An 18,779-nucleotide genomic window follows, 5' to 3' on the forward strand; every position below is an offset into this window, starting at 1 on the left:
GAACAAACGTGGAGAATTCATTTAACATTTCATCTTCACCACATATACGTTCCAAAGTGACCTCCGGCAATATCATGCTCATGGTAGTCATTGCACTGCTTCCGGCAACTGCATTCGGAGTGTACAACTTTGGACTGCCCGCCCTGATCATGATGGTCAGCACAACGGCGGCGGCTGTGCTTACAGAATATATCTATGAAAAACTGATGCATAAAAAAGTCACGATCGGAGATTTCAGTGCGGTTGTCACTGGTATGCTCCTTGGTCTTAATATGCCTCCTACAGCTCCCTGGTGGATGGGTGCTCTGGGCAGCGTATTTGCCATCCTGATCGTAAAGCAGCTTTTCGGCGGACTTGGACAGAACTTTATGAACCCGGCTCTTGGTGCCAGATGTTTCCTTCTTCTGTCCTTCACCGGCCCCATGACAAGCTTTGTCTATGACGGTGTTACAGGACCTACACCGCTTTCCTATGTGAAGAGCGGAGCTCTGGATCAGGTCAACACTATGGACATGCTGATCGGAACCATTCCCGGAACCATCGGTGAGACATCTGTCATCGCCATTATCATCGGCGCGATCTTCCTGATCCTGATGGGCGTTATTGATCTGCGCATACCGGGTACATACATTGTGACCTTTGTGATCTTTGTCGGTATCTTTGGTCATGTGGCACATCCGGAGATCGGATTTTTTGATCCCACTTACCTGACAGCCCATCTGTGCGGCGGCGGTCTCATGCTGGGCGCCTGGTTCATGGCGACGGATTACGTCACATCCCCCATCACAAAGAAGGGGCAGTACCTGTACGGTATCTGCCTGGGTGTTCTGACAGGTCTGTTCCGTATCTTCGGCGGATCTGCAGAGGGTGTTTCCTATGCCATCATCATCAGTAACCTTCTGGTTCCGCTGATCGAGAGGGTTACTCTTCCAAAACCGTTCGGTAAAGGAGGAGAGAAATAATGAATAAGATCATCAAAAATACAATTATTCTTACAGTAATTACACTGGTATCCGGCCTTCTTCTCGGACTTGCCTACGAGGTGACAAAAGCTCCTATCGCACAGTCCCAGGAGAACGCGAAGAAAGAGGCATGGCAGGCTGTGTTCCCGGATGCGGACCTGGATGCCTTTGAAGAGGCGGATGTAGATACAGATGTGGCTGATCAGGTAATTGCTGACCTGGGCGTTGAGGCTACAATCGATGAGGTCTGCACTGTTGATGGCGGTGAGACAGGCTATGTCATCACAGCAACTGACAGCGAGGGATACGGCGGCGACATACAGGTAGTTGTCGGCATCACAGCAGATGGAACAGTCAGTGGCATTTCCTTCCTCTCCATCAGCGAGACGGCAGGTCTTGGAATGAATGCTCAGAATGAGTCTTTCTACGGACAGTATGTGGGTGTGCAGACTGATAAGTTTTATGTTTCCAAAGACGGCGGCGAGGGCGAGCCGATCGATGCCATCAGCGGCGCCACCATCACAACAAGGGCAGTGACCGGTGCGGTAAATGCAGCGCTTGGTTACTTCCAGAATGCGTTTTAGGAGGTAGTTGAGATGAATGAATGTGGCGAGAGACTGAAAAATGGTCTCATAGATGAAAACCCGATTTTTGTTCTGATGCTTGGTATGTGTCCCACACTTGCGGTGACGACCTCAGCGACGAACGGTATCGGCATGGGACTTTCCACAACGTTTGTACTTGTTATGTCCAACATGCTGATCTCCATGCTTCGTAAGATCATACCGGACTCTGTCCGTATGCCTGCGTTTATTGTAGTCGTGGCATCTTTCGTAACTATTGTAGATTTCATGATGGAAGGTTTTACACCGGGACTCTACGACTCCCTGGGTATTTACATTCCTTTGATCGTTGTAAACTGTATCATCCTCGGCCGTGCAGAGAGCTATGCCTCCAAAAACAAGGTGCTTCCGTCCATTTTCGACGGACTTGGAATGGGACTTGGATTTACCGTGGCTCTGATCGCCATCGGTATGGTCCGCGAGATCCTCGGTGCAGGACAGATCTTCGGCTATCAGATCCTTCCGCTGGCAGATGAGGCTACCGGAGCTGCCGGATACACGCCTATCACGATCTTCATCCTGGCTCCTGGCGCGTTCCTTGTACTTGCTTTCCTTGCTGCTATTCAGAACAAGGTGAAGATCAACATGGAGAAGAAGGGCAAAGATGCTTCCAAGATCCAGTCTGGCTGTGGCGCAGACTGTGCCACATGCGGCGGATGCCCGTCAGCAGCCGGAAAAGATAAGGAATAGGAGGGTGAAAGATGGATTTAGCAAATTTAGTATTAATAGCAGTAGGTTCCTGTCTTGTGAGCAACGTAGTGCTCAGCCAGTTCCTCGGAATCTGTTCCTTCCTCGGTGTATCCAAAAAGATCGAGACTTCCGTCGGTATGGGCGGAGCCGTTATCTTCGTTATCACCCTGGCGTCTCTGGTGGCAGGACTTCTGCATCAGTTTATCCTGCAGCCGCTTGGCTTTGACTATCTGAACACCATCGTGTTCATTCTTGTCATTGCGGCTCTTGTACAGATTGTAGAAATGTTCCTGAAGAAATTCGTTCCGTCGCTTTACAGCGCTCTGGGCGTTTATCTTCCTCTGATCACAACAAACTGTGCCGTTCTCGGTGTTGCTCTTAACAACGTACAGGACGGATACAACCTGCTTGAGGGTGTTGTAAACGGTTTTGCCACAGGCGTCGGCTATCTGATCGCCATTGTCCTGCTGGCAGGTATCAGAGAGAAAATGGAATACAACGATATCCCGGAATCCTTCAAGGGAATGCCGATCGTTCTTCTTACATCCACACTGATGGCGATTGCGTTCTTCGGATTTTCAGGACTGATATAGGAGGAAAAAAACTATGAGTATAACAGGAATTATCTTGGCTGCAGTCATTGTAGGCGGTACTGGTTTATTCATCGGTATTTTCCTCGGACTTGCAGACAAACAGTTTGCAGTAGAAGTAGATGAAAAAGAAGAGCAGATCCTGGGCGTGCTGCCGGGCAACAACTGCGGCGGATGCGGATACCCGGGATGTTCCGGACTTGCTGCGGCCATCTCAAAAGGAGAAGCTCCGGTTAACGCCTGTCCTGTAGGCGGTGCCCCTGTGGCAGCCAAAGTAGGCGAGATCATGGGAGTGGATGCTGGTGAGCAGATCCGGGAAGTGGCATTTGTAAAATGTGCAGGAAACTGTGAAGTAGCGAAACAGACATACAACTATAATGGTGTACATGACTGTATCATGGTTAACATGATGCAGAACGGCGGACCGAAAGGTTGTACGTTCGGATGCCTCGGCGAGGGTTCCTGTGTGCAGGCCTGTCCCTTTGACGCCATCCATGTGGTGGACGGCGTGGCTGTCGTTGACAAAGAAGCCTGCAAGGCCTGCGGCAAATGTATCGCCGTATGTCCGCGTCATCTGATCGAGCTTGTTCCGTACGAGCAGAAGCATCTTGTACAGTGCAGCTCCAGGGACAAAGGTAAGGATGTCATGTCTGTATGCTCCGTGGGATGTATCGGATGTAAGATGTGTGAGAAGGTCTGCGAGTTCGATGCTGTAAAAGTGGTAGACAATATTGCCCACATCGATCCTTCTAAGTGCACTAACTGCGGAAAGTGTGCGGAGAAGTGTCCGAAGAAAGTGATACTGTAAAAGGGTTTTACATGATGAAACATATCCGATCCAGTGCGAAGCTACTCTGGACAGATATAAAGAATATAAAATGGGCGGTTATTTGTATAATCGCCTGTTTTATATTTTTATATATTTTGTTCGGGAGCATATGTCCGATCGCAGGTCTGACCGGCTTCCCCTGTCCGGCCTGCGGCCTCACCAGGGCGGGATTTTTGGCCCTCACTCTGGACTTTCGCGGCGCATGGGAGATGCAGCCCTTTATCTTCCCCATCATACTGTGGCTTGCGGCAGCCTTTGTACAGAGGTACGTCTGTCTCAGGGCACGTCTCTTTGGATGGATGAAGTGGGCGGGTATTCTCCTCATCTGCGGAATGGTCGTCTTCTATGTCATATCCATGTGCAGATATTTTCCTGACAGAGCGCCCTATATTTACCATTCTGATAATCTCATCCAAAAGATTGTCATTTACAGACAATTATGGTAAAATGTGCACAAATCATCATGTGTCTCAAGGAGGAAACAAAATGGATAATAATTATAACAATCAGCCGGATAACGGACAGGACAATACATATTCCGGAAATGGAGACAGCGCGGGGAATACCCAAAATCAGCAGGAGCAGCAGTACACGGATCCCAACGCTGGATACAGCTATGGCGGCAGTCAGGGACAGGGAGGATACTACAGCCAGAACGGCCAGACCCAGTACCAGGACCAGAGCCAGTATCAGTACCAGAATTACAATTACAGCCAGAACTATAATCAGCAGTATGGAGGAAACGGCGGTTACAATCCCCAGCAGTATGGCGGCATGGACACAAGCCCCATGTCTATGGGAGACTGGGTACTCACCATCCTGGCACTGATGATCCCCTGCGCAGGCATCATTCTCTATTTCGTATGGGCTTTTGGTAAAAACGGAAACATCAACCGCAGAAATTACTGCCGGGCTGCCCTGATCATCGAGGCGGTGGTCATTGTTCTTACCATTCTTGTCATGTTTGTCTTTGGAGCTGCGCTCTTCAGCGCTTACCCGACATATGGCTATTGATCTTAAGCTGCGATGGTACTTTGATGAACGATAGACTGCATATGAAAAAGGAACTTACTCAACCTGAGAAGTTCCTTTTTATCTTATTTCTGAAAGTTATTTGAGTAGGTAATCCGATTGTCCGTGTCCACGAATACGGCCTCCACATTCTCCAGCTGGTTGACAAGGTTCATGCCTTTTTCAGGACCCAGCAGAAAGCAGGTGGTGCTCAGCGCATCGGCAGTGAGAGAGGAGTCAGTGATGATGGAAACGCTAGCCAGACCATTATTGCAGGGATAGCCGGATGCGGCATCTAAGATATGGTGGTACAGAGAACCGTCCTTCTCAAAATATCTCTGGTAGGTTCCTGATGTGACAATGGATTTGTCATCAATCCTGACAGACGTAAGCGGGATGCCGCTCTTGTCAAAAGGCTTCTGAATGCCTATATGAAAGGGCGAACCATCCGGCTTGTCGCCCACTGCCAGCACATTGCCCCCCAGATTTATGAGTGCGTGGTGCACACCCTCTCCCTCCAGGTACTCCTTCAGCCTGTCTGCTATGTATCCCTTTGCCACAGCTCCCAGATCGATAGCTGCCGCAGGGTCCTGAAGGGTAACTGTGTTCCCCTCCACAACTACCTTCCTGTAATTCACATGAGCCAGGGCAGAGGCGATAGCTGTCGGATCCGGAGGAGCTGGTGCCTCAGCTTTAAAATCCCACAGCCTGGACACGGAACCGATGGTAATGTCAAAGGCGCCGTTTGAAAGCTTGCCGTAGTAGAGCCCCTTCTTGACAAGCTTGGCTGTGTCTGGAGACACTTCCACCGGATTTCCCTGGGCGTTGTTGATCCTGGAGACTTCGCTCTCCTCGTTGGTCCGGGAAAACATAGCGTCGTACTTCTTGCACAGCTCTTTGCATTCCTCCAGGATGTCCCGATCCTTTTTGTCGTAGATCTGCAGAGAGATCACACTGTCGAATAGTGTGTCAGTATATGTCATAGGTTCAGAGGAGACGGCCGAACAGCCAGATGTCAGAAAGACAGCCGCTGCAGCTGCCAGGCCTGCAATGGACCTTTTCTTGCGTAAAATCATATTTTCCACCTCATTTGTCAAAGTTGGGCCAGCGCTGCACTTTGCTGCTGCCCTGCAGGATCTGTTCTGTAAGCAGCTATACTGACCACGATGTGGTTATTATACCATGGCCGTGGCAGAACAGCCAGTCCGAACATGTGGTTGCATATCACAAAACGATATGGTAGAATAGCACATATAGTATTTAGAAGAAAGCGAAAGCAGTAGACATGAGAAAACATCTGAAGGCAAAAGATATCATACTGATCATTCTCATCCTGGTGGTAGCCGCGGGAGCCTGGCTTCTCCATGAGGTGCTCAAGGACACAGGCAGCGGTGTGGCCGTGATCCGTGTGGATGGTGTGATAGAGGGCACTTATCCTCTCACGGAAGACCGGGAGATATCCATCAACGGAGGGTCCAACACGCTTCGGATCAGAAATGGAAGTGCCAAGATGATCGATGCAGATTGTCCGGATCAGCTCTGCGTGAATCAGCGCGCTGTATCTGCTGACAATGAGAGCATAATTTGCCTCCCCAACCGGGTGATCGTTGAGATCCAGTCCCGCCAGGAGAGCGAATACGACGCTGTCACAAATTAGGAGGTGCTGCTTTTGAAGACCAGAGTCGCTTATTTCGGGGTTTTCACGGCACTGGCCCTGATTTTCAGTTATGTGGAATCCCTTATACCATTCCAGATCGGTATTCCGGGAGTTAAACTTGGACTTGCCAATCTGATCATAGTGATCGCACTTTACAAGATGAGCCTCAGAGAGGCTTATCTTTTGTCTGTAACAAGAGTTGTCCTGGCCGGCCTTATTTTTGGCAGCATGTTCAGTATTCTGTACAGTCTTGCCGGCGCTCTGCTCAGCCTGACTGTGATGGCTCTTCTGAAAAAGAGCGGAGGCTTCAGTATTCTGGGAGTCAGCATCGCAGGTGGTGTCATGCACAATGTAGGTCAGCTGATCGTGGCCATGTTTGTGGTCCAGACCTTCAGTGTCTCTTACTATATTCCTGTGCTCCTGATAGCCGGGCTCATTACCGGGCTTGTCATCGGCATTGCCGCTGACAGCATGCTGAGACGCCTGACAGGCATTACATTAAACTGACAAAGGAGATAAGTCACATGATTTCATATATACGAGGCGAGCTTGCCGCAGTGGAAGAGGACAGGATCGTAGTGGAAGCCGGGGGCATTGGATACGGAATCTTTATGCCCGGCAGTGCCATCGGACGACTTCCTGCCATCGGCAGCCAGGTGAAGATCCATACTTATTTCAGCGTAAAGGAAGACAGCATGCAGTTGTTTGGCTTCCTCACAAGAGACGACCTGGAAGTGTTCCGGCTTGTCATAGGCGTCAGCGGCATCGGCCCCAAAGGAGGCCTGAATATCTTGTCCCAGCTGACCTCAGACGAGCTGCGTTTTGCTGTGTTCTCGGGTGATGTGAAGGCTATCTCGGCCGCTCCCGGCATTGGGAAGAAGACGGCAGAAAAGCTGATCCTGGAGCTGAAAGACAAGCTGAACCTGGAAGATGCCCTCAGTCACTCCCAGGAAGCGGACAGCGCGCCTGGCCCTGGAGTCGTTCTTTCCGGCTCTGTCCAGAATGACGCGGTGCAGGCTCTTGTGGCTCTCGGCTATGGAAGTACGGAGGCCCTGAAGGCGGTGCGCCAGGTGGAGATCACCGAGGACATGCAGGTGGAGGGCGTACTGAAGCGCGCTCTCAAATTAATGATGTTCTAAAAGCAGGTAGATGACATGACACGAAGAATTATCACAACAGAAAATCTGGAAGAAGATGTTAAGATAGAAAACAGTCTCCGTCCCAAGTATCTGAAAGATTACATCGGGCAGGAGAAGGCAAAGGCCACACTGAAGATCTATATTGAGGCGGCAAAGGCCAGGGGCGAAGCTCTGGACCATGTCCTGTTCTACGGCCCTCCGGGTCTTGGAAAGACTACGCTGGCGGGCATCATTGCCAATGAGATGGATGTTCACATGAAAGTCACCTCCGGGCCGGCCATTGAAAAGCCGGGGGAGATGGCTGCCATCCTGAACAACCTCCAGGAGGGGGATGTGCTTTTTGTGGATGAGATCCATCGCCTGAACCGGCAGGTGGAGGAAGTACTCTACCCGGCCATGGAAGATTACGCCATTGACATTGTCATCGGCAAAGGCGCCGGGGCCCGGTCCATCCGGCTGGATCTTCCCAAGTTTACCCTGGTGGGAGCGACCACAAGGGCAGGCATGCTGACAGCGCCGCTGAGGGACCGTTTTGGAGTTGTCCATCATCTGGAGTTCTACACAGTCCCGGAGCTTCGGACCATCATCATGAATTCGGCAGCTGTGCTGGGCGTGGAGATCGACGAGGCCGGGGCCATGGAGCTTGCCAGAAGATCCCGGGGGACGCCCAGGCTGGCTAACCGGCTTCTCAAGCGTGTGAGGGATTTTGCCCAGGTAAAATACGACGGCATGATCACTAAGGAAGTGGCGGACTTTGCCCTGGATCTTCTGGATGTGGACAAGTACGGGCTGGATCATATTGACAGAAATATCCTTCTTACCATGATCGAAAAATTTCAGGGCGGACCTGTGGGGCTTGATACGCTGGCAGCCTCCGTGGGGGAGGACGCTGGCACCATCGAGGATGTCTACGAGCCTTATCTTCTGAAGAACGGGTTCATACAGCGGACGCCCCGGGGCCGCGTAGTGACGGCTCTCAGCTATGAGCATCTGGGAATTTCACCTGAAAATATCGAAAAATAGTTGGTTTTTATATGTAAATAGTTTATAATGGATTGCAGGATAAACGTAAAAGGGCGGGAGGTCATTTATGGCATCATCAAAAAATTATACAGAAGTTCTTATAGGGGGGAAAGTCTTCACGCTTAGTGGATTTGAAAGTGAAGAGTATCTGCAGAGAGTGTCCACCTATCTGAACCATAAATTAGAAGAGTGTACGAACAGTGAGGGATACCGCAAGCAGAGCGCCGAGACGAGGAGCATCCTCCTTGCGCTGAACATTGCCGACGATTATTTCAAGGCCAAGAAGCAGGGCGGCACTCTGGAGAGCGATATCGAGGCAAAAGATAAAGAGATGTACGATCTGAAGCATGAGCTCATTTCCGTGCAGATCAAGCTTGAAAACGCAGAGAAAGCTCTGGACCGCATGAAGGAAGAGAACAGAGAGCTTCAGATGAAGATCGTCAAGCTGGAAACAGAGATGAAGAACAATCAGAAAAAATAGGCTGTCATGTGACAGCCTTTTTAAATGCAGATCAAAGAGAGAGGAAAGACAGATATGCCATATCCGCATCAAACAGATAAAAAAGAACCAGGGCAGAAGGGCGGCCCCGTGGAGATCCTGTCTCCGGCCGGCTCGCTGGATATACTGAAGTGCGCCTTTGCAGCAGGTGCCGACGCAGTCTACGCGGGGGGAGCCTGTTTTGGAGCCAGGGCTTTTGCACAGAATTTTACAGAGGAGGAGCTGCTGGAAGGGATCGACTATGCCCACATCCACGGAAAAAAACTGTATCTGACAGTCAATACTCTTGTCAAAGAGCGGGAGTTTGACCAGCTCTACAACTATCTTCTTCCTTTTTACAGACAGGGGCTGGACGCGGTCATTGTACAGGACATGGGAGTGATGGAATTTATCCGGGAGCAGTTCCCGCATCTCCCCATCCATGCCAGCACACAGATGACTGTGACAAACGCCATCAGCGCATCCTTTTTGGAGCAAAAAGGAGTCACAAGGGTGGTGCCTGCCAGGGAGCTTTCTCTTGGAGAGATCCGGCAGATCTCTGACAGGACAGATCTGGAGATCGAGTGTTTTGTACACGGAGCCCTCTGTTACTGCTATTCCGGGCGCTGTCTTATGAGCAGCATGATCGGCGGCAGGAGCGGAAACCGGGGCCAGTGTGCCCAGCCGTGCCGCCTTCCCTGGAGAGCGGAGCATGACAGAAAAGAGAGGGATCTTTTAAGCCTGAAGGATCTTTGTGCCATTGATCTCATACCGGATCTGGTCCGGGCAGGCATCACGTCCTTCAAGATCGAGGGGCGGATGAAGCAGCCTTCCTACGTGGAGACAGTCACTGCCATGTACCGGAAATACACAGATCTGTATAACAGCCTGAAAGAAGGAAAGCAGGATGACTTTCGCGTGTCGGCGGAAGACCGCAGGATACTCATGGAGGCCTACCAGCGGCGGGGATACACAGATGGATACTATACCCGCCACAACGGCAGGGAGATGCTTTCCCTGAACCGTCCGGCGCAGGCGCAGAAGAAGGAAACTGCCGTCAAAACCGGGAAAGAACAGCCATTGCAGAAAAAAATTAATGGGAAATTAATACTTTCCCCCGGAAAAAGTGCTACACTTATTTTATCTGCCGCCCTTACAGGGGGACGTGCGGAGGTAACTGTCACCGGCGACACCGTGCAGGAAGCCCTCAGCAGGCCTCTTTCCCGGGAACAGCTGCAAAAGCAGATGCAAAAAACCGGCAATACAGAATTTGCGTTCCAGGATCTGGACATCCGGACAGAGGGAGATATCTTCCTTCCCCTTCAGTCTCTCAATGCATTGCGGCGGGCAGGCCTGGAAAAGCTGAAAGACAGGATCACAGGCAGTTTCCGAAGAACAGACGATGTGCAGAAAGTGTCCTGCATTCCCTGCAGTGAGCCTTCGAAGGAGCGCCCTCTTGGAGAGATCCCTCTCTTTGTCGCCGCTATGTCTGCAGAGCAGGCATGGGCCGCTCTGTCCATCCCCACTGTGAAAAGGATCTATCTCTCAGACACAGTCTGGGCCCAGGGCGGTGCGCAGGAGCTTCTGGACAAGGCCAGAAGCCAGCAGGTGAAAGTGTATGTTTCCATGGCTGAGATTTACCGCAGAGAGGCAGAAGATTTTTACGGGAAACATTTGGACGCCATAGCCCGGAATTTCGACGGAGCCATGGTGAAAAATCTGGAGAGCTTTCTTCTACTGAAAGAGAAAGGTTTCTCCAAACCTGTGGACACCGGTGCTTCCGCCTACGCCTGGAACAGGAGGGCCTGTGCATTCTGGCGGGATCTGGGGGCAGACTTTATGGAGGCGCCGCTGGAGCTGAACGCGCAGGAGCTGGGGGATCTGGACAGGAGCAGGATGATCCTGCCCGTGTACGGGTATCTTCCGGTCATGGTCAGCGCGGGATGTATCCGAAAGCATACAAAGGCATGTACCAGAAAGGCCGGGTGGACTTCTGTGACAGACCGGTATCACAAGAAATTTATGGTGCGAAGTGAATGCCTTTACTGTTATAATATACTATATAACCCCGATCCTCTTGTCCTTTTTGGGCAGGAAAAAGAAATCCGGGCTCTGGCACCCGGCGCACTCCTCTGCGGGTTTACCTGGGAGAGCGGGGAGAGAACCCGGGAGGTGCTGGAAATGTTCCGCAAGTGGCTTTGCGGCGGCCAGACGCCCCAGTGGGAGGAAGGATTTACCCGGGGGCATTTCAAACGGGGAGTAAAGTAGGTGAAACGTTGGTTAATATTATTGTAGAACTTTCAAAATATCTGATCATTATACTGATCATCATGTACACATACCTGTGCTTCACAATATTTGGCTACCATGATATGCAGAAGAAGCAGGAGATGCTGCGCAGGCAGAACATCCTCATGTTCCTTTTTCATCTCATCGCATTCCTGGTCCTGTACCTGGAGATGGATGATATCCGGATCGCAGGGCTGTATCTGGCCCAGGTTTTGCTTTTTGCTATGACGATCTTTTTATACACGAAGATCTACCCGAGAGTATCCCGGCTTGTGGTCAACAATATGTGCATGCTCCTGTGCATCGGGCTTGTGATGCTGACCCGGCTTGACTACGGCACAGCCATGCGGCAGTTTGTGTTTGCGGCTGCCGGCATTGCCCTGAGTCTTATTGTTCCTGTTATTATCCGGAAAGTAAAAGGCCTTGCAAAACTGCGGAAACTGTATGCCATCGCCGGCATGGCTTCCCTTGCCGTCGTGGCAGTGCTGGGGCAAGTCTCCTACGGAGCCAAACTGGGATTTACCATCGGCTCCATCAGCATACAGCCCTCTGAGCTTGTGAAGATCATTTTCGTATTTTACGTGGCGGCCAGCCTGAAGGAGTCTACCGAGTTTAAAAATGTGGTGGTGACTACTATGATCGCTGCCCTCCATGTTCTGATCCTTGTCGTTTCCACAGATCTGGGGGCTGCCCTCATTATTTTTGTCGTGTATCTGGTCATGCTGTACGTGGCTACAAGGCAGCCCCTTTATATGCTGGCCGGTATCGGCGCCGGGGCCTGTGCGTCGGTGGCAGGGTACTATCTGTTCTCCCATGTACAGACCCGTGTCAATGTGTGGAGAGATCCCTTTGCAACCTACGACAGCGGCGGCTACCAGGTAGCTCAGTCTCTGTTCGCCATCGGAACCGGCAGCTGGTTCGGCATGGGGCTGTGCCAGGGATCACCGGAGAGCATCCCGGTGCGGGACTCAGACTTTATCTTTTCAGCCATCGCGGAGGAGCTGGGGCTTATTTTTGCCCTCTGTCTCATCCTTATATTTGTGAGCTGCTATATCATGTTCCTGAACATTGCCATGCAGCTCCACAATCAGTTCTATAAGCTGGTGGCGCTGGGACTTGGAACCTGCTACATCTTTCAGGTATTTCTGAATATAGGCGGCGTGATCAAATTCATTCCGTCCACCGGCGTGACCCTTCCCCTTGTCAGCTACGGGGGAAGCTCCATGATCAGCACACTGATCATGTTCGCGATCATCCAGGGACTTTACATCTTAAGAGAGGACGAGGAAGAAAGCATTGAAAGAAGAAAGAAAGAACAGAAGCTACGAGCTCAGAAAAGAAGAAGAACGCCAAAAGAGGCGGCAGGAGCAGGCCTCTCTGAGCCGTCAGGGCAAAAAAGAGTTAAAACAGCGGGAAAAGAAAGAAAAAAAGAAAAAGCGGGAAGTAAACAAAGAGTTCGCTAGAGTGACCTATGCCTTTGTAGCTCTCTTCCTTGTGCTGATGGTCTATATCGGATATTTCAACATTGTGGAGAGCAAGGATATCATCAACAGCCCCTACAACCCAAGGCTGGACTCCATGGCAGACCGGGTGGTGCGGGGGAGTATCCTTGATAAGGACGGAAATGTCCTGGCTTCCACAGAGACAGCGGAGGACGGCAGCGAATACCGCAGCTACCCCTATGGAAGTCTCTATGCCCATGTGGTAGGGTATTCCAGCCAGGGGAAATCCGGGCTGGAGTCCACAGAGAACTTTGAACTGCTCACTTCCAACGCCTTTTTCCTGGAGAAACTAAGCAATGAATTCCGGGATGAAAAGAACATAGGTGACAATGTCGTGACCACACTGGACACCAGCCTTCAGCAGGCCTCCTACAATGCCCTGGGTGACAATAAGGGGGCTGTGGTGATCTTGGAACCCACCACAGGGAAGATCCTTACCATGCTGTCCAAGCCGGACTTTGACCCCAACACAGTAGAACAGAACTGGGACGCTTTAAACAGCGACCCGGACAGCAGTCTTCTGAACCGCGCTATCCAGGGGCAGTACGCCCCTGGATCCACCTTCAAGATCGTGACGGCTCTGGAATATATCCGGGAACATGCAGACTATGACAGCTATGTCTACACATGCAATGGTTCCATCACCTCCGATGGTGTGACCATTCCCTGCGCCGGCGGGCAGGTTCACGGGACGGTCAGCCTGGCAGACTCCTTTGCCTACTCCTGCAACTCATCCTTCTGTAACATCGGACTTTCGCTGGATATTTCCGGCTACCGGGACACAGCCGGAGACCTGCTCTTTAACAAAGCCCTTCCAGGCAACGACATCTCCCCGGTCAAGAGCAGCTTTTCCCTGGACGGGAACGCCTCCTCCTCAGAAAGGATGATGACAGCCATGGGGCAGGGGGAGACTCAGGTCAGCCCCTATCATATGGCGCTCATCACTTCCGCCATTGCAAACGGCGGCAATCTGATGCGCCCTTACCTGGTGGAGCAGGTGACGAACTATACAGGTTCCATCGTCCGTGAGGTCTCCCCTGACAGCTATGGATCCCTTATGACATCCCAGGAAGCGGCACAGCTGAAGTCATACATGCAGAATGTGACAGACTACGGCACAGGTTCCGTCTTTTCCGGAGCAGGCTACAGTGTGGCCGGCAAGACCGGGACGGCTGAGTACGCGGACGGCGACTCTTCCAAAAACCACTCCTGGTTCGTCGGATTTACAGATGTGGACAATCCAAGCCTTGCCATCTGCGTGATTGTGGAACAGTCTGACGGCGGTACAAGAGCAGTAGATGTTGCAAAAGAGATCCTGGACAGTTATTATTATAATCAGTAGCAGATCTGTGGAACCGTACCGGCTCGCAGATTGTATAAAGAGGACTTGTCGTTATGAAATTTGCAAAGCGTCTGTATCTGTCAGAGGGATTGGAAAAGAAGAAGGAGAAGGTGATCCGCCGTCTGCGCCGGGGAAAACTCCAGGTGCCGGTGTATCTGGTCGCCCTGTGCAACTATGGCCAGGAGCGTATGGAGATCCTTTCCTCCGCAGAACTTCTGCAGAAAGGTTACCCCTCTGAGGGACTTTTTATCGCAGGTATCGCCAGTGACTATGATGAAGCCCTGGAACTTGTCAGACAGATCACCCAGGAGACGATAGAGACAAACATGGGGACAGATGTCTGCGGCTACATACACTACAGGGAACAGGAAAAGTAATATGCTTCATATTTTATTGTTGATCTTAAAAATTGCAGGCGTCATATTAGCCGTCATACTGGGCATACTCCTATTAGTGCTATGTATCATTCTCTTTGTCCCTTTCTGCTATCAGGGGGCGGCAAAATGGGATGCAGGCAAAAAGGATTTCAAAGCCCAGGGACGGGTCACCTGGCTGCTCGGCCTGCTCGAGATACGGTTTGCATTCAAGGACGGCAGATCTTCTGTGAGGGGCAGGATCGCCTGGAAAAAGCTTGGCAGCTTCCGCACAGACAGTCAGGAAGAGGAGCCGGCACTTTCCCGGGCACCGGAGCCGGAAAAGAGTACGGATGAAGTTCGACCGCAGAAGGAGGAAGAGCATGGAGAAGAACATGAAGAAAAACATGAAAAAGATCCGCAGAAGACTGAGACAATTGAAGAAGCGCCAGCAGCATCTGCGCCAGCTGAGAAGACAACTGAAACTTCTCGTGAAGCGCTTGAAGAAACTTATGCGCGGAGCAAAGAAACACGGGCCGGCGATGAAGAGGAGCACCATAAGATCCGCGAAGCGCTTGAAAAAATATGCCGGCGGCTTCAGCAGGTCATTCAAAAGATAAAATGTACTTTTCGCAAGATCTGTGATAAAATAGACCTGTTCATGGAAAAGAAAGAGCAGGTATCAGATTTTTTAAGTGACGAGATCCATAAAAAGGCATTCTATATTACAAAAAAGGAAGTCATCCGGCTTCTCGTACATGTCCTTCCCAGGCATTTCAAACTTTCTCTGCGCTTTGGATTTGAGGATCCCTATCACACAGGGCAGCTGCTGGCAGGGATCGCGGTATTCTATCCTTTTCTGCCTGGAGAAGTACGCATCTCTCCCGACTTTGAGGAACGGATCTTTCAGGGCGCGGCGAAACTGGAGGGACGGCTTTATACAGCCAGTCTCGTCTTTGCGGTTTTCCAGCTGATCCGGCGCCGGGCAGTGCGGGAGACTTTCCGGGATATACGGGGATTGCTGCATGCGGAAGCATAAGAACATAGGAGGTTAACTAATATGGCTGACAATAATTTTAAAGGGACTGTGGAAGCTCTGTTTCAGGGGATGGACGCTGTCATTTCTTCCAGGACGGTGGTAGGAGACGCCATCCATATCAACGACACCATCATTCTTCCCCTCGTGGATGTGTCCTTTGCCGTTGGGGCCGGCGCCTTTAACGGGGACAAAAGCGGCGAGAAAAAAGAGAAAGGTGCAGGTGGTCTGGGCGGCAAGATGACTCCCAGCGCTGTCCTTGTCATCCAGAATGGCACGACGCGTCTTGTAAATATCAAGAACCAGGATACCATCACCAAAATCCTGGACATGGTTCCGGATGTGCTGGACCGTTTCACTTCCAAAGGAAATGGCAAGATGTCCGAGGAGGACCTGAACGATATTCTGGACGAAGCAGAAGAGGAGAAAAAGTAAGAACTGTAAGTTCTGCCCGGCTGCGGCAAGACATAAGATAGAAAGAAGAAACCCTGTGCGGGGGAGATGTCTTTATGAAACGGGTAGCCGGCTTTGCCTTATTTTGGATCGCAGTTGGGGTTCTGATCAGCATCTGGCTTCCCAACTTGTTTGTGGAAGTCCTCTGTATTATCCTTTGTCTTCTGATTGCATATGAACTGTTTTTCTGCTGCAAAGATGACAAGTGAGAAATATTTTTGAAAATCAGAAAGAAATGCTTGCATTTTAGAACTTCTTCTGATAGAATGTGATTGTTGCGAGTCTGGAGAACAGACTATTATGAGCGTTAGGAGGTGCAGTCATGGCGAAATGTGCTATTTGCGAAAAGGGTGCTCACTTTGGAAACAGTGTCAGCCACTCTCATAGAAAGACACCGAAAATGTGGAAATCAAACGTAAAATCTGTACGTGTAAAAACAGAGAGCGGAGCAAAGAGAATGTATGTATGTACTTCTTGCTTAAAATCCGGCAAAGTAGAGCGTGCTTAATCAGCGAGTGAGAAAAGAGGGCTAATTTCCCTATACAGACATGGGAAGTTAGTCTTTTTTTGTTGTAAAACAATGGAAAACAGAGTATAATACCTTTGTTAAGCAGACTTATATCAAAGTATGAAAATAGAGCATTGGAGGGAACTATATGAAGGGAAGCATGAGCACAGATCTTGGTATCATCACAGTAAATCCTGAAGTAATCGCAAAATATGCGGGTACTGTTGCCGTTGAGTGCTTCGGCATTGTCGGCATGGCAGCGGTCAACGTGAAGGATGGCCTTGTCAGACTTCTGAAAAAAGACAGTCTCACTCACGGCATCCAGGTGACCATATCAGAGGATAACCGGATCACCATTGATTTCCATGTGATCGTGTCCTACGGTGTCAGCATTTCCGCTGTCACGGACAATCTGATCAGCAATGTAAAATACAAAGTGGAAGAATTTTCCGGCATGCCGGTGGATAAAATCAATATCTACATCGAAGGCGTCAGAGTCATCGATTAGTTAAGGAGGACTTTTAAGTGGCTACAAATTCTATAAGTGTGGATATGCTCGCCAGGATGTTTCTTGCCGGGGCGCAGAATATTGAGGCGAAAAAGGAATATATCAACGAACTCAACGTGTTTCCTGTGCCGGACGGCGATACAGGTACGAATATGTCGCTGACCATCATGGCGGCGGCAAAAGAAGTGACAGCTCTCGCTGACATGGATATGAAATCTCTGGCGAAGGCTATCTCATCTGGATCTCTTCGGGGTGCAAGGGGAAATTCCGGCGTGATCTTATCCCAGCTTCTGCGTGGCTTTACAAAGGCTCTGCGGGATGAGCAGGAGATCAATGTACAAAACCTCGCGGCAGCCTGCGAGCGTGCCAAGGACACAGCCTACAAGGCTGTCATGAAACCAAAGGAGGGGACGATCCTCACCGTTGCCAGGGGCATCGCTGAGAAGGCGAGTGAACTGGCTGAGACCACGGATGATCTGGAAGTGTTCATCCCTGCCCTGCTTGAGGAGGGAGATGCAGTCCTTGCAAAGACTCCGGACATGCTTCCGGTTCTGAAGGAGGCAGGTGTTGTGGACTCCGGCGGACAGGGACTTATGGAAGTCCTGAAGGGTGCCTACGATGCTTTCCTTGGCAAGGAGATTGATTACAGCTCTCTCGCATCCGAGAGTGCCGGATCTGCCTTGGCCGGCCAGCAGAAAGTTTCCGCTGAGTCCGCGGCTGATATCAAGTTTGGTTACTGTACCGAATTTATCATTATGACAGAGAAAGAGTTCACAGAGACAGATGAGCATGAATTCAAGGCTTATCTGGAGTCCATTGGCGACTCCATCGTCTGCGTGGCTGATGAGGACGTGGTGAAAGTCCATGTACACACAAATGATCCGGGACTTGCCATTCAGAAAGCCCTCACCTATGGCCAGCTCTCCCGCATGAAGATCGACAACATGCGCGAGGAACACCAGGAGAAGCTGATCCGTGACGCTGAGAAGCTGGCAAAACAGCAGAAGGAAGCGGAGGAGAAGGCCGCTGCTGCGCAGCCCAGAAAGCCCATGGGATTCATTACTGTCTCCATAGGCGAAGGACTCAATGAGATCTTCCGTGAACTGGGTGCTGATTACATTATTGAGGGTGGACAGACCATGAATCCGAGCACAGAGGATATGCTCAATGCAGTGGATCATGTAAATGCGGACACAATTTTCATCCTCCCCAACAATAAAAACATTGTCCTGGCAGCCAACCAGGCCAAAGCTCTTGTGAAAGACAAGGAGATCATCGTCATCCCGACAAAGACCGTACCACAGGGGATCACAGCTATTATCAGCTTTATGCCTGAGGCCGACGGGAAGGCGAATGAGGAGGCCATGCTGGAGGCCATCGAACAGGTGAAATCCGGCCAGGTGACATACGCTGTGCGCGATACAAAGATCGACGACAAGGAGATCCATGAAGGCGATATCATGGGCATCGGCGATGCGGGTATCATTGCTGTAGGTACGCAGATCGAGGAGACCGCACGGCAGATGCTGGATCAGCTGGTAGATGAGGACTCTGAGCTTATCAGTCTGTATTACGGCGAGGAAGTGAAAGAGGAGGAAGCGCAGCGCTTTGTGGCTGAGATCGAAGAAAAATATCCGGACGTGGATGTGGATGCACATTACGGCGGACAGCCCATCTATTATTATGTGCTGGCTGTAGAATAGATCCAAAGGATACGTTATAGCAGGGAATAGCAGGCATTGGTTTTGCCTGTTATTTCTTTTGTCCGGAAAAATCAGATAGTAAA

The 18,779-nt window shown here is 50.7% G+C and carries 23 protein-coding genes; 22 read left to right on the forward strand and 1 reads right to left on the reverse strand.

Going from position 1 to position 18,779, the window contains the following annotated elements; all coding sequences use genetic code 11:
- Nucleotides 1-8 precede the first annotated feature (8 nt).
- The 7 genes from INF30_RS01580 to INF30_RS01610 are packed head-to-tail and all read left to right on the forward strand — an operon-like array spanning nucleotide 9 to nucleotide 4,708.
- Complete coding sequence (locus tag INF30_RS01580) at nucleotides 9-962, forward strand: RnfABCDGE type electron transport complex subunit D (protein ID WP_226394017.1); 954 nt, start codon at nucleotides 9-11, stop codon at nucleotides 960-962.
- Nucleotides 962-1,546: an RnfABCDGE type electron transport complex subunit G gene (locus INF30_RS01585; RefSeq protein ID WP_226394018.1), complete on the forward strand. Its 585-nt coding sequence runs from the start codon at nucleotides 962-964 to the stop codon at nucleotides 1,544-1,546. Before INF30_RS01580 ends, INF30_RS01585 begins: the two co-directional genes overlap by 1 nt.
- A gap of 12 nt (nucleotides 1,547-1,558) precedes the next feature.
- Nucleotides 1,559-2,275 (forward strand): electron transport complex subunit RsxE, encoded by a 717-nt coding sequence (gene rsxE / locus INF30_RS01590; RefSeq protein WP_226394019.1) that lies wholly within the window; start codon nucleotides 1,559-1,561, stop codon nucleotides 2,273-2,275.
- 11 nt (nucleotides 2,276-2,286) lie between these two features.
- Complete coding sequence (locus tag INF30_RS01595; RefSeq protein WP_226394020.1) at nucleotides 2,287-2,868, forward strand: electron transport complex protein RnfA; 582 nt, start codon at nucleotides 2,287-2,289, stop codon at nucleotides 2,866-2,868.
- Nucleotides 2,869-2,881: 13 nt separating this feature from the next.
- Nucleotides 2,882-3,673, forward strand: a complete 792-nt coding sequence (locus INF30_RS01600; protein WP_076777452.1) for an RnfABCDGE type electron transport complex subunit B — start codon at nucleotides 2,882-2,884, stop codon at nucleotides 3,671-3,673.
- Between the two features lie 14 nt (nucleotides 3,674-3,687).
- On the forward strand, nucleotides 3,688-4,140 hold the full coding sequence (locus INF30_RS14885) for a DUF2752 domain-containing protein (protein ID WP_226394186.1): 453 nt from the start codon (nucleotides 3,688-3,690) through the stop codon (nucleotides 4,138-4,140).
- 40 nt (nucleotides 4,141-4,180) lie between these two features.
- Nucleotides 4,181-4,708, forward strand: a complete 528-nt coding sequence (locus tag INF30_RS01610; RefSeq protein WP_076777451.1) for a hypothetical protein — start codon at nucleotides 4,181-4,183, stop codon at nucleotides 4,706-4,708.
- Nucleotides 4,709-4,791: 83 nt separating this feature from the next.
- Here INF30_RS01610 and INF30_RS01615 read toward each other — a convergent pair whose 3' ends face one another.
- The gene (locus INF30_RS01615; RefSeq protein WP_226394021.1) at nucleotides 4,792-5,781 is read right to left on the reverse strand and encodes an FAD:protein FMN transferase; all 990 of its coding nucleotides are present in this window, start codon (nucleotides 5,779-5,781) and stop codon (nucleotides 4,792-4,794) included.
- 209 nt (nucleotides 5,782-5,990) lie between these two features.
- On the opposite strand from INF30_RS01615, the gene INF30_RS01620 reads away from it, so the two are divergent.
- The 15 genes from INF30_RS01620 (at nucleotide 5,991) to INF30_RS01690 (ending at nucleotide 18,696) form a co-directional block, all read left to right on the forward strand.
- Complete coding sequence (locus INF30_RS01620; protein WP_076777449.1) at nucleotides 5,991-6,362, forward strand: NusG domain II-containing protein; 372 nt, start codon at nucleotides 5,991-5,993, stop codon at nucleotides 6,360-6,362.
- Between the two features lie 12 nt (nucleotides 6,363-6,374).
- The gene (locus INF30_RS01625) at nucleotides 6,375-6,869 is read left to right on the forward strand and encodes a Gx transporter family protein (RefSeq protein WP_076777448.1); all 495 of its coding nucleotides are present in this window, start codon (nucleotides 6,375-6,377) and stop codon (nucleotides 6,867-6,869) included.
- A 17-nt stretch (nucleotides 6,870-6,886) separates the two neighbouring features.
- Nucleotides 6,887-7,501 (forward strand): Holliday junction branch migration protein RuvA, encoded by a 615-nt coding sequence (gene ruvA / locus INF30_RS01630; RefSeq protein WP_226394022.1) that lies wholly within the window; start codon nucleotides 6,887-6,889, stop codon nucleotides 7,499-7,501.
- A 15-nt stretch (nucleotides 7,502-7,516) separates the two neighbouring features.
- Nucleotides 7,517-8,524 (forward strand): Holliday junction branch migration DNA helicase RuvB, encoded by a 1,008-nt coding sequence (gene ruvB / locus INF30_RS01635; RefSeq protein WP_226394023.1) that lies wholly within the window; start codon nucleotides 7,517-7,519, stop codon nucleotides 8,522-8,524.
- A 67-nt stretch (nucleotides 8,525-8,591) separates the two neighbouring features.
- Nucleotides 8,592-9,005 (forward strand): cell division protein ZapA, encoded by a 414-nt coding sequence (zapA, locus tag INF30_RS01640; RefSeq protein ID WP_076777445.1) that lies wholly within the window; start codon nucleotides 8,592-8,594, stop codon nucleotides 9,003-9,005.
- 54 nt (nucleotides 9,006-9,059) lie between these two features.
- Nucleotides 9,060-11,270 (forward strand): U32 family peptidase, encoded by a 2,211-nt coding sequence (locus tag INF30_RS01645; RefSeq protein ID WP_226394024.1) that lies wholly within the window; start codon nucleotides 9,060-9,062, stop codon nucleotides 11,268-11,270.
- Between the two features lie 8 nt (nucleotides 11,271-11,278).
- The gene (locus INF30_RS01650; protein ID WP_226394025.1) at nucleotides 11,279-12,754 is read left to right on the forward strand and encodes an FtsW/RodA/SpoVE family cell cycle protein; all 1,476 of its coding nucleotides are present in this window, start codon (nucleotides 11,279-11,281) and stop codon (nucleotides 12,752-12,754) included.
- Nucleotides 12,755-12,791: 37 nt separating this feature from the next.
- Nucleotides 12,792-14,135: a peptidoglycan D,D-transpeptidase FtsI family protein gene (locus tag INF30_RS01655; RefSeq protein WP_076780844.1), complete on the forward strand. Its 1,344-nt coding sequence runs from the start codon at nucleotides 12,792-12,794 to the stop codon at nucleotides 14,133-14,135.
- A gap of 53 nt (nucleotides 14,136-14,188) precedes the next feature.
- Nucleotides 14,189-14,512: a hypothetical protein gene (locus INF30_RS01660; protein ID WP_076777443.1), complete on the forward strand. Its 324-nt coding sequence runs from the start codon at nucleotides 14,189-14,191 to the stop codon at nucleotides 14,510-14,512.
- Nucleotide 14,513: 1 nt separating this feature from the next.
- Entirely contained in the window at nucleotides 14,514-15,527 is a 1,014-nt protein-coding gene (locus tag INF30_RS01665; protein ID WP_226394026.1) for a DUF2953 domain-containing protein, read from the forward strand.
- Nucleotides 15,528-15,548: 21 nt separating this feature from the next.
- Complete coding sequence (locus INF30_RS01670) at nucleotides 15,549-15,959, forward strand: GerW family sporulation protein (protein WP_076777441.1); 411 nt, start codon at nucleotides 15,549-15,551, stop codon at nucleotides 15,957-15,959.
- A 74-nt stretch (nucleotides 15,960-16,033) separates the two neighbouring features.
- Nucleotides 16,034-16,186, forward strand: a complete 153-nt coding sequence (locus INF30_RS01675; protein ID WP_173829255.1) for a hypothetical protein — start codon at nucleotides 16,034-16,036, stop codon at nucleotides 16,184-16,186.
- A 113-nt stretch (nucleotides 16,187-16,299) separates the two neighbouring features.
- Nucleotides 16,300-16,485: a 50S ribosomal protein L28 gene (rpmB, locus tag INF30_RS01680; RefSeq protein ID WP_076777440.1), complete on the forward strand. Its 186-nt coding sequence runs from the start codon at nucleotides 16,300-16,302 to the stop codon at nucleotides 16,483-16,485.
- Nucleotides 16,486-16,633: 148 nt separating this feature from the next.
- Nucleotides 16,634-16,993 (forward strand): Asp23/Gls24 family envelope stress response protein, encoded by a 360-nt coding sequence (locus INF30_RS01685; RefSeq protein ID WP_076777439.1) that lies wholly within the window; start codon nucleotides 16,634-16,636, stop codon nucleotides 16,991-16,993.
- Between the two features lie 44 nt (nucleotides 16,994-17,037).
- Nucleotides 17,038-18,696: a DAK2 domain-containing protein gene (locus INF30_RS01690; RefSeq protein WP_264176838.1), complete on the forward strand. Its 1,659-nt coding sequence runs from the start codon at nucleotides 17,038-17,040 to the stop codon at nucleotides 18,694-18,696.
- The last annotated feature ends 83 nt before the right edge of the window (nucleotides 18,697-18,779 follow it).

It is taken from the genome of Claveliimonas monacensis (assembly GCF_014982975.1).
Lineage (GTDB): Bacteria > Bacillota > Clostridia > Lachnospirales > Lachnospiraceae > Claveliimonas > Claveliimonas monacensis.